The sequence below is a fragment of the Shewanella waksmanii genome (assembly GCF_043643685.1).
Classification (GTDB): domain Bacteria; phylum Pseudomonadota; class Gammaproteobacteria; order Enterobacterales; family Shewanellaceae; genus Shewanella; species Shewanella waksmanii_A.
The window spans coordinates 109371-125548 of the sequence record NZ_JBHZSN010000012.1; the positions used below are offsets into that span (position 1 = coordinate 109371).

The window sequence follows — 16178 nt, forward strand, 5'->3', positions numbered from 1 at the left end:
TATGTACGAAATTCTAATGGTTGTATACTTGTTGGTCGCAATTGGTCTAGTAGGACTGATTCTAATCCAGCAAGGTAAAGGTGCTGACATGGGAGCCTCTTTTGGCGCCGGTGCATCAGCAACATTATTTGGATCTTCAGGTTCAGGTAACTTTTTAACTCGTTCGACGGCTATTTTAGCTATCGCGTTCTTCGCATTAAGTTTGACCATTGGTAACTTAAGCGCAAACCACGCTAAAGGCGAAGACGAGTGGAACGATTTGGGTGCAGCAGAAGTCACTGAGCAAGTTACTGATGCAGTAGAAAGCACTCCAGCAGAAGATAAGATTCCAGATTAATCTTAATTTTGCAAAACGGGACTTCGGTTCCTTTATAGCGACAAAGTAGCGTCCTCTAGCTAGCTTAAAAGATTGTTGTTATGAAAATGATTGCGGATGTGGTGGAATTGGTAGACACGCCATCTTGAGGGGGTGGTGAGCTATGCTCGTGAGGGTTCAAGTCCCTCCATCCGCACCAAATCTTCAGTTTTTACTCAGGTAAAAACTAAGATAATAAAGCAGCGATAAATTGCTTTGTTATTGCAAGTAAAGACAATAGTTCTTATACTTGCAGCAGTTGACGCGGGGTGGAGCAGTTTGGTAGCTCGTCGGGCTCATAACCCGAAGGTCGTCGGTTCAAATCCGGCCCCCGCAACCAGCTTCTCAATAACAAATGACGTTTGTTATTGATTCAGGTTTTAGATACATAACCTCGTCATTACGGGGTTTTTTGTTATCTGGAGTTTTGAAAATGTCGCTTAGTGGCGGCAATGTATAGGGGCTTTATGCCCTTTTTTGTTTTTCGGGAGATCACCTTTGGCAACGTTAGAAAGCAAACTGGAACAGATGCTTATCGCACCAGTTGAAGCATTTGGCCATACTTTATGGGGCTTAGAGTACGTGCAAGCTGGCAAGCACTCAGTCCTAAGACTATATATCGATAACGAAAAAGGTATTTTCGTTGATGATTGCGCCGACGTTAGCCGTCAGGTGAGTGCGGTTCTTGATGTTGAGGATCCAATATCTACCGAATATACACTAGAAGTTTCTTCGCCTGGTGTAGATCGTCCTTTGTTTAAAGCTGAACAATATGCGGCGTACACCGGTGAAACAGTAAAGATACAGTTGACTATGCCTGTTGCAGGCAGTCGTAATTTAAAAGGTACCGTTGTCGCAGTAGAAGGGCAAATGCTCACTATTAACGTCGATGGAAACGAACTGATTGTTGCTTTGGACAATATCCGTAAAGGCAACTTAATCGCTAAGTTTTGATGGATTCAAGGTGAACGAGGCAAGAGAATGAATAAAGAGATTCTGCTAGTCGCTGAGGCGGTTTCAAATGAGAAAGCTGTACCTCGCGAGAAGATTTTTGAAGCGTTGGAAATTGCGCTAGCCACCGCAACCAAGAAAAAGTACGAAGGCGATATTGAAGTTCGTGTCGCTATCGACCGTAAGACAGGTGCATACGAAACTTTCAGACGTTGGATGGTTGTAGAAGATAACGGTGAAGCGTTAGAGAACCCATTCCGTGAAATCACGTTGGAAGCGGCAAAGTTTGAAAACCCTGAGATTGAAGTCGGTGGCTACATCGAAGATGAAATCGAGTCTGTGGTATTTGACCGTATTACTACGCAAACCGCCAAGCAAGTCATCGTACAGAAAGTACGTGAAGCTGAACGTGCGCAAATTGTCGATCAGTTCCGCGATAAAGAAGGCGAGTTGATTACCGGTGTAGTGAAAAAGAGCAATCGTGAGAGTGTTGTAGTTGATTTAGGTAACAATGCAGATGCAGTGTTATTTAAAGAAGATTTGATTTCTCGTGAGAGCTTCCGTCCAGGTGACCGAGTACGTGCGTTATTGTACGCCGTTCGCCCAGAAGCGCGCGGTGCACAGCTGTTTTTAACACGTACTAAGCCAGATATGTTAATCGAGCTTTTCCGTGTTGAAGTACCAGAAATTCAAGACGAGATGATTGAAATCATGGGCGCGGCACGTGACCCAGGGTCGCGCGCTAAGATTGCGGTTAAATCAAATGACCGTCGTATCGACCCTATCGGTGCTTGTGTTGGTATGCGTGGTGCACGTGTACAAGCTGTATCGAATGAGTTGGGCGGCGAGCGTGTCGATATCGTGATGTGGGATGATAACCCAGCACAGTTCGTGATTAATGCAATGGCACCGGCTGACGTAGCATCCATTATCGTTGATGAAGACAATCATTCAATGGATATTGCTGTTGAAGCGGATAGCTTAGCACAAGCGATTGGTCGTAATGGTCAAAACGTTCGTTTAGCAACTCAGCTTTCTGGCTGGGAACTAAATGTAATGACTGTTGATGATATGAAAGCTAAGCACCAAGCAGAAAGCGCTAAGGTGATTAACTTGTTCATCGAGTCTTTAGATGTGGACGAAGATTTTGCTCAAGTGCTTTCAGACGAAGGTTTCACTTCATTGGAAGAGATTGCTTACGTACCTGAATCAGAGCTACTTGAAATCGACGGATTTGACGAGGATATCGTTGAAGCACTACGTGAGCGTGCAAAAGCCGCTATATCTACACGTGCACTAGCGACCGAAGAAGCATTAGATGGCGCAGAGCCAAGTGAAGATTTACTTGCGCTTGAAGGGCTTGAAAAACACCTTGCTTACGTTTTAGCAAGTAAAGGTGTAGCAACATTAGAAGATTTAGCCGAACAAGGCATTGATGATTTGATCGAGATTGAAGAATTAACAGAAGAGAAGGCTGGTGAGCTCATTATGGCAGCCCGTAATATCTGTTGGTTTGGCGAAGAAGCATAAGTCGATCAGCAGAGGGGATTGAATAAATGGCAGATACTACAGTAGAAAAACTGGCCTCAGAAGTTGGAAAAAGTGCTGACCGCTTGGTTGAGCAATTTGCTGACGCAGGTATAAAGAAAACCAAAACAGATACTGTATCCGAGCAGGAAAAACAGCAGCTTTTGGATTTCTTGAAGAAACAACATGGTGGCGACAGCGCACCAACTAAAATGACGTTGCAACGCAAGTCAGTGTCTACATTGAGCGTAGCGGGTAGCGGCGGTCAATCGAAAGACGTAAAAGTAGAAGTTCGTAAAAAACGTACGTTTGTAAAGCGTGATCCTGAAGCCGAAGCGCAAGCAGCCGCTGAAGCAGAAGCTAAGGCAAAAGCGGAAGCTGAAGCTAAAGCACAGGCTGAAGCAGAAGCTAAGGCCAAAGCAGAGGCAGAAGCTAAGGCAAAAGCAGAAGCTGAAGCGAAAGCAAAAGCTGAAAAAGAAGCCAAAGCCAAAGCAAAGGCTGAAGCTGAAAAAGAAACTAAAGCAGCACCAGTTGAAGAAAGTGCTGAAGATAAGGCGGCGAAAGAAGAAGAAGCTCGCTTATTAGCGGCGCAAGAAGCTGCGGCTAAAGCTAAAGCTGATGAAGAAGCAAAAGCGGCTGCTGAAGAAGCTCGCCGTTTAGCGGAAGAGAACGAAAAGCGTTGGGCTGAAGAAGAGCGTCAACGTAAAGAATCTGAGAAGAGTGCTGACCACCATATCACCACCTCTAGCGAAGCGCGTGCTGCAGAAGATACCGCTGACATGAACGCTGAAAAACGCGGTCGTCGTCAACGTAAGCCAGCAGGCAAAGCGGGTAATAAGAAGCGTGGTGGCAAAGAGAACCGTGGTGGTCGTAACAGCCGTAATTCACGTAATGCACCAGAGTCAATGGACCATGGCTTTAATAAGCCAGCAGCGGCCGTGACTCGTGACGTTAGCATTGGTGAGACCGTTACTGTTGCAGAGCTTGCACAGAAGATGGCGGTTAAAGCAACTGAAATCATTAAACAAATGATGAAGATGGGTTCGATGGTTACCATCAACCAAGTGCTTGACCAAGAAACCGCACAAATGGTTGCAGAAGAGATGGGCCACAAAGTGGTACTAACCCGTGAAAACGAGCTAGAACATCAAGTTCTTGCTGACCGTGACGGCGACGTTTCTGTTGAGCCTCGTGCACCAGTGGTAACCATCATGGGTCACGTTGACCATGGTAAAACATCATTACTTGATTATATTCGTGCAGCCAAAGTGGCTTCAGGTGAAGCTGGCGGTATTACCCAGCATATCGGCGCATACCACGTTGAGACAGACAACGGTATGATCACTTTCTTAGATACTCCGGGTCACGCCGCGTTTACCGCTATGCGTGCTCGTGGTGCTAAAGCAACCGATATCGTTATCTTGGTTGTTGCTGCAGATGATGGTGTGATGCCACAGACGATTGAAGCGATTCAACATGCTAAGGCGGGCGGTGTGCCGCTAATCGTTGCAGTCAACAAAATTGATAAGCCTGAAGCTGATCCTGATCGTGTTAAGACCGAGCTTTCCCAACATGGCGTTATGTCAGAAGAGTGGGGCGGTGAGAACATGTTCGTTCACGTTTCTGCGAAATCTGGTGAAGGTATCGATGATCTACTAGAAGGCATCCTACTTGAAGCTGAAGTTTTAGAACTGAAGGCTGTCCGTGAAGGTATGGCTGCAGGTGTTGTGGTTGAGTCTAAGCTTGATAAAGGCCGCGGCCCTGTTGCAACCGTACTGGTTCAAGAAGGTACACTTAAGCAAGGCGATATCGTACTGTGTGGTTTAGAGTACGGTAAAGTGCGTGCGATGAAAGATGAGAACGGCCGAGCGATTACTGAAGCTGGTCCATCTATTCCAGTAGAGATTCTAGGTCTTTCTGGCGTACCATCAGCTGGTGATGAAGCAACTGTTGTTCGTGACGAGCGTAAAGCACGTGAAGTCGCCTTGTACCGTCAAGGTAAATTCCGTGATGTTAAGCTAGCGCGTCAGCAAAAATCTAAGCTTGAAAACATGTTTGCCAACATGGTTGAAGGTGAAGTTCAAGAGCTTAACCTAGTACTTAAAGCAGACGTTCAAGGCTCACTAGAAGCGATTGCAGACTCATTGAACAAGCTATCAACTGATGAAGTTAAAGTGAATATCATCGCACGCGGTGTGGGTGGATTAACTGAAACTGACGCAACCCTTGCTGCAGCATCAAACGCTATCATGGTTGGCTTTAACGTTCGTGCTGACGCACAGGCTCGTAAGACTATTGAAGCTGAAAGTGTCGATCTGCGTTACTACAGCGTGATCTACGATCTGATTGATGAAGTTAAAGCTGCAATGGGCGGTATGCTATCACCAGAATTCAAGCAAGAGATTATCGGTCTTGCTGAAGTTCGCGATGTGTTTAAGTCGCCTAAGATTGGCGCAATCGCTGGTTGTATGGTAACTGAAGGTACCATTAAGCGCAGCGCACCAATTCGTGTGCTACGTGAGAACGTGGTTATCTACGAAGGTGAGCTTGAGTCGCTACGTCGCTTTAAAGATGACGTTAACGAAGTGCGTAACGGCATGGAGTGTGGTATTGGCGTTAAGAACTATAATGACGTCAAAGTCGGTGACCAGATTGAGGTCTTCGAAACGATAGAAGTCGCTCGAACCTTATAATCAATAAAAGGGGCGGCATTAGCCGCCTTTTTTGTCTGTACAAAATAAATGGCAAAGTATTATGGCGAAAGAATTTAGTCGAACACGACGTATCGCTCAGCAATTGCAACAAGAACTTGCACAGGTGCTGCAACGCGATATTAAAGACCCACGAGTCGGCATGGTTACCGTTAACGATGTCGATGTGTCTCGTGATTTAAATTATGCAAAAGTGTATGTCACTTTCTTTGAAGAAGACCCAGAGCTTGTTCAACAAAAGTTAGAAGCACTTGAAAGCGCAGCAGGATACGTTCGCTCTTTGGTCGCAGGTCGCATGAAGTTACGCGTAATGCCAGAAATTCGATTCATTTACGACTCTTCGTTAGTTGAAGGTATGCGGATGTCGAATTTAGTCACTAAAGTCATTAATGACGATGAGGCTAAGGCAAAAAAACATGTTGATGGTAGCGAGCAGGAACAAGATTAATGGCGCGTAAACCTCGAGGACGCTTTATTGATGGCATCGTCCTGTTAGATAAAGACACAGGTATGAGCTCTAACTTCGCACTGCAGCGAGTTAAACGGATTTATAATGCCGCCAAAGCAGGCCACACCGGGGCTCTAGATCCGTTAGCTACGGGAATGTTACCTGTTTGCCTTGGTGAAGCGACTAAATTCTCTCAGCATCTGCTTGATGCTGATAAGCGCTATTTAGTCACTGCGAAGTTAGGTGTGCGCACCGATACCAGTGATTCAGACGGCGAGGTGGTACAAGAGCGCCCACTTAATTTTACTCAGGAGCAGCTTGAACAGGCATTAGAACACTTTAGAGGGGAAACGATGCAAGTCCCGTCAATGTTCTCTGCACTTAAATATCAAGGTCAACCTTTATATAAGTACGCCCGTGAAGGTATTGAAGTTCCTCGAGAAGCCAGACCGATCACTGTGTTTGAGCTTAATTTTATTAAGCTAGAAGGTGATGAACTTACCCTGGATATCCACTGCTCTAAAGGGACCTATATTCGCACTATTACCGATGATCTTGGCGAAATGTTAGGTTGTGGCGCCCATGTGATTATGCTGCGCCGAACGCAAGTGGCAGGTTACCCATACGACAAAATGGTGTCACTGAAGCAACTTGAAGCGCTATTAGAGCAAGCAGAGCAGCAACAAGTAGAGCCTAAAACCTTACTTGATCCTTTATTGTTACCTATGGATACCGCGGTCAGTAACTTTAAAGAAGTTAACGTTAGTGATGAATTAAGTCCGTATCTGCTTAATGGTAATCCGGTAACGGTAGCAAACCTACCTAGTGATGAGCTAGTGAGAATCACAGTGGGCGATGGCCACAAATTTGTGGGTATCGGTGCGATGAATGACGATGGTATGTTGGCACCAAAACGCCTAATCGTCACGCGCGAAGATTAATGGTTTTAATGACTCAAAGCGGATTAATACCAATCGGTATAAGAAAGTGATCTACTCAGGGCTATTTTTGGCAAACTAGTTCGAGACGAATAACTTAAGTAATAGTGGTTCTATTGGCAAGTTATTCAACGAAGAAGTAGACAGCCAAAAAAAGCGCCCAAAGGACGAGTTTTAGCACTTCTGATACTGTGTAAACGAACTTGAACGTAGAGTCACTATACCCTTCATTCGTTGCAAGCCACATGGATGTGGTGAATGTCATTAATGCACGACTATAGGGATATAGGAGGTAGAGTAACGCAGGAGCAGTTACCGAGGAGCATTTAATCACCTTGCCTCACAAGCGCTAACCCCTTGCTGAGCGATCACATCTTTATGTCGATTGGTATAACACTTTGGGTTGCGAAATAGATACAGAATAGGTATTATACCGCGCTCTCTTTGGCTGAGTTAGTGATCGGCTAAAGCATATTTACTATTTGGAGAAAAACATGTCACTAAGTACAGAAGCAAAAGCAAAAATCTTGGCTGAATTCGGTCGTGGTGAAAACGACACTGGTTCTACTGAGGTTCAAGTAGCTCTTTTAACTGCACAGATTAACCATCTGCAAGGTCACTTTAAAGAGCACATCCACGATCACCACTCACGTCGTGGTCTGCTTCGTATGGTTAGCTCTCGTCGTAAGCTTCTAGCTTACCTAAAGCGTACTGAAAACGAACGCTACCAAGAGCTGATCAAAAAGCTAGGTCTACGTCGCTAATATTGCATTAGTGTAGTAGGTTCAAAAGGGAGGCTTAGGCCTCCTTTTTTGTGCCCGTAATTGACAACCTAAAAGCAATAAAGGCCTTGAGAAGCGAATATTGGTTCTATTAAATTTACCAATTAAATATGGCTAATCGAAGCCGTTTGGGTTTTGATGTATTGATTTTCGAAGTCTTCTTGGGTCAATGGCTGACTAAAATAGAAGCCTTGACCAATCTGACAATCTTTGTCCTTTAGCCAATCTAATTGCTGCTTATTTTCGATACCCTCAGCAACAATATTGAGATCTAACTGTTTACCCAACATCAGAATCGTTGATGCGATTGCACTGTCATGGGGAAGATCGGTAACAAAACAGCGATCAATTTTCATGGTCGTAATGGGGAGATGACGCAGGTATGACAGCGATGAATAACCGGTACCAAAATCATCAACTGCAATACCAAAGCCAGCACTTTTGAGCTGTTCAAGCTTATTAATTGCCAGTTCAATATCATTCATCAATGAAGTTTCGGTAATTTCAATTTCCAGTAAGTTTGGATCGATTTGGTAACGTAAAGACAGTTGCTTAATGTCAGGGACAAGACTTGCGTCAGCAAATTGCTGCGACGCTACATTCACAGCAATGGGCAAGGCAAAATTGTAACGCTGTTGCCAAGACTTAATGGTTTTACATGCTTGTTCTATTACCCAGCGTCCTAGCGGGATAATAATGCCTGTTTCTTCCGCCACCGGGATAAATGACATTGGACTGATTAAGCGGCCATCTTTTTGCCAACGGATTAACGCCTCACAGGCAATGACTTCACCGGTTTTAATGTCAAACTTAGGTTGGAAATGTAATAGGAACTCTTCATTGCGTAGTGCATCATGCAGTGACGCTTCAGTACGTAACCGTACGGCAGCGCGTTCAGTCATTTGCTGTTTAAAGAAGGCCCATTGATTAGAGCCAGCAGCTTTCGCGCTGTACATGGCGATGTCAGCATGGCGAATAAGATCTTCAGCACTAAGACCATCATCTGGGTAAATAGAAATCCCCACAGAAGCAGCAGGGTGGATGGTATGCTCATTTAATTGCATTGGGGTATTAAGCTCTAATAACAGCTTATCAACAAAGTCTGCAGCTTGATCTGGGGTTTTCACATCATCGGCTAAAACCACAAACTCATCACCACCTAAACGAGCCACTGTGCCACGATCTCCTACCACTCGCTCAAGCACACGGGCTATTCGAGCAAGAAATTGGTCACCCAAAGCATGTCCAAGAGAATCATTGACGTTTTTAAAGCGGTCTAAATCAATAAACATCATACTAAATTGCTGTTTATGGACTCGGGCGCGTTGAATGGTTACCGCAATGGTTTCTAAAAGTAGGGTCCGGTTCGGCAAACCGGTTAGCGGATCGCGGGTTGCCATTTTGCGCAATTTGGCCTGAGTTTGACCAAATTGGATTAAGATTTGATTAAATTTTGATGTCACTAAGCCTAGTTCATCGTCCTGATGAGCTTTAGATACAGGCAGTAGATTTTCATCGGGTGATTCTGGCTCGATTTTATCGATTGCTTCACTGATTTTAGCTATGGGTTGAGTCAAAAACCGATGGAAAACAATGGATAAAACTAAGGTAATTAGTAGTGCACGGGCGAGTGTGGCTAAAAAACTGAATCGCAATTGAGAAAATAGAGAATCTGTAAGTTCTTGAGTATTATAAAAAATAGTCAAGGTTCCGATGATTTGTTGCTTGTCGGTGCCTTCAAAATAGAAAGGTCGGTATAGGGTGCGGGAAATCTCTTTTAAGTCACCAAACAGTTTACTGCTTAAATCTTTGAATAAGTCATTCTGGCTACGCGGATTACTAATGGAAACAAACATGGAGCCATCGTCGAGCTCAATGACTGACGAGCCGACATGCTCGACTTTTAACACCCCTTCGAGGGTCTGCTTGGCAAGGTTATCATCAAGCGCCCATACTGCATTGGCAGTGGGTTGTTCAACGGAGTCCAAGAGTTCATTTTGGGCTTCTATAAGCTGTTGCCGAGCAGAAACACCCACAAGCGCGATTTCTACGATAAAGATGGCTATCGCAAAAAAAAGTGCCGAGAAAACAACCAAACTCGTTTGCTTCCATGTGAGAGATTTAAAGCTGGCGCTCATATATCCCGTCCTTTGACTGTTACCAATTTGTTATTTAAACCCTAAAACCACCAACTTCACAACAAAAATTTTAGCCTAGAACCTTACTTTAGAGAAAAGATTTCCCTTTGTCATCAATATGTGCCCTTTATCTATCTAGCAGACTTGCAGTATACTTACGCGCGTAATTAAGGTAATTAAATATTAAGGAATGGTTCACGTGAATCCAATCGTAAAGAGTTTTGAGTATGGTCAGCACACAGTCACTATTGAGACTGGGGTTATTGCACGTCAAGCAGACGCAGCTGTTTTGGCAAGTATGGGTGATACAACAGTATTAGTTACTGTTGTTGGCAAGAAAGCTGAAGAGCCAGGTCGTGACTTTTTCCCGCTAACCGTTAATTACCAGGAAAAGACATACGCAGCAGGTAAAATCCCAGGTGGATTTTTCAAGCGTGAAGGTCGTCCATCTGAAGGCGAAACATTAACCGCTCGTCTTATTGACCGTCCAATCCGTCCACTATTTCCAAATGGCTTCAAAAACGAAGTTCAAGTGATTATCACTGTTGTCTCTGTTGACCCAGAGATTAGCCCAGAAGTTATTTCAATGATTGGTACTTCTGCGGCACTATCTATTTCAGGTATTCCGTTCAATGGCCCACTTGGTTCTGCTCGTGTCGGTTATGTTGATGGCGAATATATTCTGAACCCAACTGTATCTCAGCTAGAAAACAGTCAACTTGAATTGTCTGTTGCTGGTACTGAAAGCGCAGTACTAATGGTTGAATCAGAAGCCAGTGCACTACCAGAAGAAGTGATGTTAGGTGCGGTAGTATACGGTCATGATCAGCAGCAAGTTGTTATTCAAGCGATCAAAGAGCTTAAAGCTGAAGTCAATAAGCCTGAGTGGGAATGGACTGCACCAGTTCAAGACCAAGACTTAGTCGCTAAGATTAAAGATTTGGCAGAAGCAGGCCTAACTGAAGCTTACCAAATTGAAGTAAAACAAGACCGTTATGCACAAGTCGGTGTTGTTAAAGCTGCTGCGAAAGAAGCTATTCTAGCTGAAAATGCAGATGCTGACCTACGTGAAATCGACGGTCTACTAGGTAGCCTAGAGAAGAAAGTAGTTCGTAGCCGTATCATCGCTGGTAACCCACGTATCGATGGTCGTGAACCAGATATGGTTCGTGCGCTTAACGTTATGGCTGGTGTGCTACCACGTACTCATGGTAGCTCGCTGTTTACACGTGGTGAAACCCAAGCATTAGTAACTTGTACTTTAGGTACAGAGCGTGATGCACAGAAGATTGATAGCATCATGGGCGAGCAAACTAGCCGCTTTATGCTGCATTATAACTTCCCTCCATACTCAGTGGGTGAAACTGGTATGGTTGGTTCACCGAAGCGTCGTGAAATTGGTCATGGTAAGCTTGCATGGCGTGGTATTAACGCTGTTATGCCAACTGCTGAAGAGTTCCCATACAGTGTTCGTGTTGTATCTGAAATCACTGAGTCAAATGGTTCAAGCTCAATGGCGTCTGTTTGTGGTACTTCTCTGGCGCTGATGGATGCTGGTGTACCGATTAAGTCTTCTGTTGCTGGTATTGCAATGGGTCTAGTTAAAGAAGGTGATGACTTCGTCGTGCTTTCTGACATCCTAGGTGATGAAGACCATCTTGGTGACATGGACTTTAAAGTTGCTGGTACCCGTGATGGTATTACTGCACTGCAGATGGATATCAAGATTGAAGGTATCACTAAAGAGATCATGCAGATTGCACTTCAGCAAGCTTACGGCGCGCGTGTACATATTCTAAACGTGATGGATCAAGCGATTTCTGGCCACCGTGAAGATATCTCTGACCACGCTCCACGTATCACTACGCTTAAGATTAACCCAGAAAAAATTCGTGATGTTATCGGTAAAGGTGGTGCAACGATTCGTGCACTTACTGAAGAAACTGGTACCACGATTGAACTTGAAGATGACGGTACAGTGAAAATTGCATCGGCTAACGGTGAAGCAACGAAAGAAGCCATTCGCCGTATCGAAGAGATCACCGCTGAAGTTGAAGTGGGTTCAATCTACAACGGTAAGGTTGTACGTATTGTTGATTTCGGTGCTTTCGTTACCATTCTTCCTGGTAAGGACGGTCTAGTACACATTTCTCAAATCGCTGAAGAGCGTGTAGCTAACGTGTCTGATTACTTAGAAGTAGGTCAAGAAGTTAAAGTGAAGGTGATGGAAGTTGACCGTCAAGGCCGTGTACGTCTTTCTATGAAAGAAGCGGCACCTAAAAGCGAAGAGCCAGCTCCAGCAGCTGAATAATCGTTAGATTATTATCAACACCAAAAGGAGGCTAAGGCCTCCTTTTTTATTGCGCTTATTCTTGTTGTGCGTCTTCTGGTTGAGTGTCTTCTTGTTGAGCGTATTAGTGTTAGCTATGCCATTAGCCGTAGGCGCAGTTTGAGCATACCTGTTTGAGTATGTTAAGTGCTCAGCGATTAAATTGTTCACTTGCTTAACAGCGTTTCTTCAGATTAACCAACGTATAACTATTAACGTCCATGGTGATTTATCGCCGATTATCCATTGTTGTTGCAACTTGGGCCATGCTTTGTGGTCAATATAGTCAGTTTTAGACAAAAGTAGCGATAACTGCTTTAAGATTAACTATTTTTAGTGATTTTTTATTCTTGTAGATAGCCGTCGTCTAGAGAGGTTGCTATGATTGAGGTTGCAGTTAAACTCATAAGGTTGAATGGATGAATCAAAAATTACGTACGGCGGCCATCGCGCTTATGGCCAGTGCAAGCGTGTTATTAACCGGATGTGCGACTACACAAACTGACAGTGCCGAAAGTGGCAAGGTAATGGTTGCACCTGTGATGCCTGATTATAAATTAGAGGTCACATTAGCGCGTTTGAATGAAATCCTAACATCTGCAGAATTGACGCCAGAGCAACGTGCTCGTTTTCATTACGATCGCGGCGTGATTTACGATAGCGTCGGATTACGGATTTTGAGTCGTATTGACTTTCATCAAGCGCTTAAACTGCAACCTAACTTAGCTGACGCTTATAATTTCTTAGGGATTTATTTTACCCAAGAAGGTGAGTTTGATAGTGCTTATGAAGCATTTGATGCCGTACTTGAGCTGTCGCCCAATTATGATTATGCGTTCTTAAACCGTGGAATAGCGCTTTATTACGGGCAAAGAAATCAACTTGCGGTTGATGATATGGAGTCATTTTTCGATGGAGACCAACAAGATGGCTATCGCGCACTGTGGCTTTATATTACCGAGAGCGAAGTTGATGAAGCTGCAGCTAAAGCACGACTAGAATATAACCGCACGCAACTAAATGATTCCGCTTGGGCAAGTATTTTGGTTGACTATTATTTGAAAAGATTAACTAAAGAGCAGGTATTTGCCTTAGCCAAAGAAGGATTAACCAATCCAAATGAATATGCTGAACGCTTATGTGAAGCGTATTTTTATATGGCAAAAGTTGCCCAGAAGCAGGGGCAGCTTAATGACGCTGCTAATTACTACCGTTTAGCTTTAGCAACTAATATCTACGATTTTGTTGAGCACAGATATGCACGGGTAGAGCTTGCAAGAATCGGTGAGCAATTAAGCGCTGAGCAATAGCCATACTCTTTTCTTACAAAGCCCCAATCATGGGGCTTTGTTGTTTTTAGCGTGGCAATTCCTAGCCAATGCAAAGGTGAGGCGCTATAATTGCCGACTTTGTCAAATTCAACGATCTGCAGGTACTCATGTCAGGCTATAAAGTAGAAGTCGATAAGCGTCGTACTTTCGCCATTATTTCTCACCCCGATGCGGGTAAAACGACAATTACTGAAAAGGTATTACTTTTTGGTAACGCTTTACAGAAAGCTGGGACAGTGAAAGGTAAAAAGTCCGGACAACATGCTAAGTCTGACTGGATGGAGATGGAAAAAGATCGTGGTATTTCGATCACCACCTCTGTGATGCAGTTTCCATACAACGATGCGTTGGTAAACCTACTCGATACACCAGGTCACGAAGATTTCTCGGAAGATACTTATCGTACGTTAACCGCAGTTGATTCCTGCTTAATGGTAATTGACTCAGCTAAAGGTGTTGAGCAACGTACCATTAAATTGATGGAAGTGACGCGTTTACGTGATACCCCAATCGTGACTTTCATGAACAAATTGGACCGCGATATTCGTGACCCAATTGAGTTGATGGACGAGGTTGAAGATGTTCTTAACATCGCCTGTGCCCCAATCACTTGGCCAATTGGTGCCGGTAAAGAGTTTAAAGGTGTCTATCACTTGTTACGTGATGAAGTGATTTTGTACCAAAATGGTATGGGACACACCATTCAGGATTCAACGATTATCAAAGGACTAGATAACCCAGAGCTTGATGAAGCCATTGGTAGCTATGCTGATGATATTCGTGAAGAGATGGAATTGGTACTCGGTGCATCTAACGAATTTGACCATGAAGCATTCCTCAAAGGCGAACTTACGCCGGTGTTCTTTGGTACCGCATTGGGTAACTTCGGTGTAGATCATATTCTAGATGGCATTGTTGAGTGGGCACCTACGCCGCAACCTCGTGAGTCTGATGTACGTGATATCGAACCGATTGAGCCAAAGTTCAGTGGTTTTGTGTTTAAAATTCAAGCCAATATGGACCCTAAACACCGAGATCGCGTGGCATTTATGCGTATCTGCTCAGGGCGTTATGAGCAAGGTATGAAGATGCATCATGTGCGTTTAGGCAAAGATATTAATGTCAGTGATGCTTTGACATTTATGGCTGGTGATCGAAACCGTGCTGAGGCCGCATATCCGGGTGATATTATTGGTTTACACAATCACGGTACTATTCGCATTGGTGATACCTTCACTCAAGGGGAGAAGTTGCGCTTCACTGGTGTGCCTAACTTCGCACCAGAGATGTTCCGCCGTATTCGACTAAAAGATCCGCTAAAGCAAAAGCAACTGCTTAAAGGCTTAGTGCAGTTATCTGAAGAAGGTGCTGTGCAAGTTTTCCGACCGCTCGATAGCAATGATTTGATTGTGGGGGCTGTTGGTGTGCTGCAGTTTGAAGTGGTGGTTTCCCGTTTGCAGTCTGAGTATAAGGTTGAAGCGATTTATGAAGCTATCAGTGTTGCGACCGCGCGCTGGGTATATTGTGATGATCACAAGAAACTTGAAGACTTTAAGCGCAAATGCAGTAATAACCTAGCGCTTGATGGCGGCGATAACCTGACTTATATCGCACCGACTATGGTTAACTTAAACTTATCGATGGAGCGCTATCCAGATATTGAGTTTGCCAAGACTCGCGAAAACTAAAAACGCGTAGCCGTGAAGATTTGAAAAAAGCAGACTTGTCTGCTTTTTTTATGTCTAATGGTTTTTAAACGGGCTAACGTCACAATTGCCAAATTAAGGCTCAGTAGCAGTGGGAGAGGTGTTTGAAGTTAACGCAGCTTAGGCAAGCCGATGCCATGATTGATAGCCATATTCACCTTGATATACTCGCTGAGCATCAAACCATAGATGATTTAATAATGGTGATGCGACAGCGCAATATTGTCGGCGCAGTCATTCCTGCTACCCAACCCAAAGAATGGCAAAAACAGTATCAACTGGCACAGCAGTATGGTCTTGGTTTCTCTTTAGGGGTGCATCCATGGTACGTCGATAACCAATGGCGCCAACAAATCGATGCCCTTGAACGGCAACTAGATATTGTCCAAACCTCAGCCGATAGCCAATTGCTGGCCATTGGAGAGTGTGGGTTAGACGGGCACCATAAAGACAACTTTAACGCACAGCGTCATAGCTTTGATGCGCAAATTCAACTTGCTAAGCACCTTAAACTGCCGTTAATTGTGCACTCGGTGAAAGCCCATGAACCGATGTTGAAGTTATTACAGCAAAATAAGCTGCCAAATACCGGTGTGATCCATGGCTTTTACGGCAGTGTTGAACTGGCAAAGCGATATATTGCGCTTGGCTATAAATTGGGAATTGGTGCAATTTTATTGAATGAAAATGCAAACAAGCTGCAACAGGTCATTCAACAAGTCCCGCTAGATTGTTTGGTGATTGAAACTGATGTTGCCCAAGTTCAACTAGTCAAACAGACTAAAAATCTGCCAAATGACCTTCAATTTGAGCTTATTTTGCCTTTACTAATTAAGAAAATCGCAAATTTACAAAAAAAATCTGCTGTTCTAGTTTCAGAACAGGTGTTTCGTAACACATTGCAACTCTTTGACCTCTAGATTTTTTTTGAAAAAACAGATGTAAATCGCACCATAATTTGT

General features: G+C 44.1%; 12 protein-coding genes and 2 tRNA genes. 13 read left to right on the top strand and 1 reads right to left on the bottom strand.

From position 1 onward, the window contains the following. The first annotated feature begins 1 nt into the window (after position 1). The 9 genes from secG to rpsO all read left to right on the top strand — a co-directional run bounded on the left by secG (position 2) and on the right by rpsO (position 7694). On the top strand, positions 2–337 hold the full coding sequence (gene secG / locus ACHUFW_RS17385; RefSeq protein WP_394204779.1) for a preprotein translocase subunit SecG: 336 nt from the start codon (positions 2–4) through the stop codon (positions 335–337). A 92-nt stretch (positions 338–429) separates the two neighbouring features. Further along, a tRNA-Leu gene (locus ACHUFW_RS17390) sits at positions 430–515 on the top strand. Between the two features lie 103 nt (positions 516–618). Continuing rightward, positions 619–695, top strand: a tRNA-Met gene (locus ACHUFW_RS17395). Positions 696–853: 158 nt separating this feature from the next. Next, on the top strand, positions 854–1309 hold the full coding sequence (gene rimP, locus ACHUFW_RS17400; protein ID WP_394204781.1) for a ribosome maturation factor RimP: 456 nt from the start codon (positions 854–856) through the stop codon (positions 1307–1309). A gap of 27 nt (positions 1310–1336) precedes the next feature. After that, the gene (gene nusA / locus ACHUFW_RS17405) at positions 1337–2836 is read left to right on the top strand and encodes a transcription termination factor NusA (protein ID WP_394204782.1); all 1500 of its coding nucleotides are present in this window, start codon (positions 1337–1339) and stop codon (positions 2834–2836) included. Positions 2837–2862: 26 nt separating this feature from the next. Continuing rightward, positions 2863–5526 carry a translation initiation factor IF-2 gene (gene infB / locus ACHUFW_RS17410; RefSeq protein WP_394204783.1) on the top strand — a complete coding sequence of 888 codons (2664 nt, stop codon included), beginning with the start codon at positions 2863–2865 and terminating at the stop codon, positions 5524–5526. Positions 5527–5587: 61 nt separating this feature from the next. Then, positions 5588–5992: a 30S ribosome-binding factor RbfA gene (rbfA, locus tag ACHUFW_RS17415; RefSeq protein ID WP_394204785.1), complete on the top strand. Its 405-nt coding sequence runs from the start codon at positions 5588–5590 to the stop codon at positions 5990–5992. Then, on the top strand, positions 5992–6933 hold the full coding sequence (gene truB / locus ACHUFW_RS17420; RefSeq protein WP_394204787.1) for a tRNA pseudouridine(55) synthase TruB: 942 nt from the start codon (positions 5992–5994) through the stop codon (positions 6931–6933). Before rbfA ends, truB begins: the two co-directional genes overlap by 1 nt. A gap of 491 nt (positions 6934–7424) precedes the next feature. Beyond that, complete coding sequence (rpsO, locus tag ACHUFW_RS17425) at positions 7425–7694, top strand: 30S ribosomal protein S15 (RefSeq protein ID WP_394204788.1); 270 nt, start codon at positions 7425–7427, stop codon at positions 7692–7694. Between the two features lie 122 nt (positions 7695–7816). On the opposite strand, the gene ACHUFW_RS17430 is transcribed toward rpsO, so the two are convergent. Further along, on the bottom strand, positions 7817–9850 hold the full coding sequence (locus ACHUFW_RS17430) for an EAL domain-containing protein (RefSeq protein ID WP_394204790.1): 2034 nt from the start codon (positions 9848–9850) through the stop codon (positions 7817–7819). A gap of 199 nt (positions 9851–10049) precedes the next feature. Here ACHUFW_RS17430 and pnp point away from each other — a divergent pair, with 199 nt between their 5' ends. The 4 genes from pnp (at position 10050) to ACHUFW_RS17450 (ending at position 16136) form a co-directional block, all read left to right on the top strand. Further along, entirely contained in the window at positions 10050–12161 is a 2112-nt protein-coding gene (pnp, locus tag ACHUFW_RS17435) for a polyribonucleotide nucleotidyltransferase (RefSeq protein ID WP_394204791.1), read from the top strand. Between the two features lie 437 nt (positions 12162–12598). Then, on the top strand, positions 12599–13489 hold the full coding sequence (nlpI, locus tag ACHUFW_RS17440; RefSeq protein ID WP_394204793.1) for a lipoprotein NlpI: 891 nt from the start codon (positions 12599–12601) through the stop codon (positions 13487–13489). 128 nt (positions 13490–13617) lie between these two features. Beyond that, positions 13618–15198: a peptide chain release factor 3 gene (gene prfC, locus ACHUFW_RS17445; RefSeq protein WP_394204794.1), complete on the top strand. Its 1581-nt coding sequence runs from the start codon at positions 13618–13620 to the stop codon at positions 15196–15198. Between the two features lie 122 nt (positions 15199–15320). Continuing rightward, a complete protein-coding gene (locus ACHUFW_RS17450; RefSeq protein ID WP_394204796.1) occupies positions 15321–16136 on the top strand; it encodes a TatD family hydrolase in 816 nt (271 codons plus the stop codon). Positions 16137–16178 lie beyond the last annotated feature (42 nt).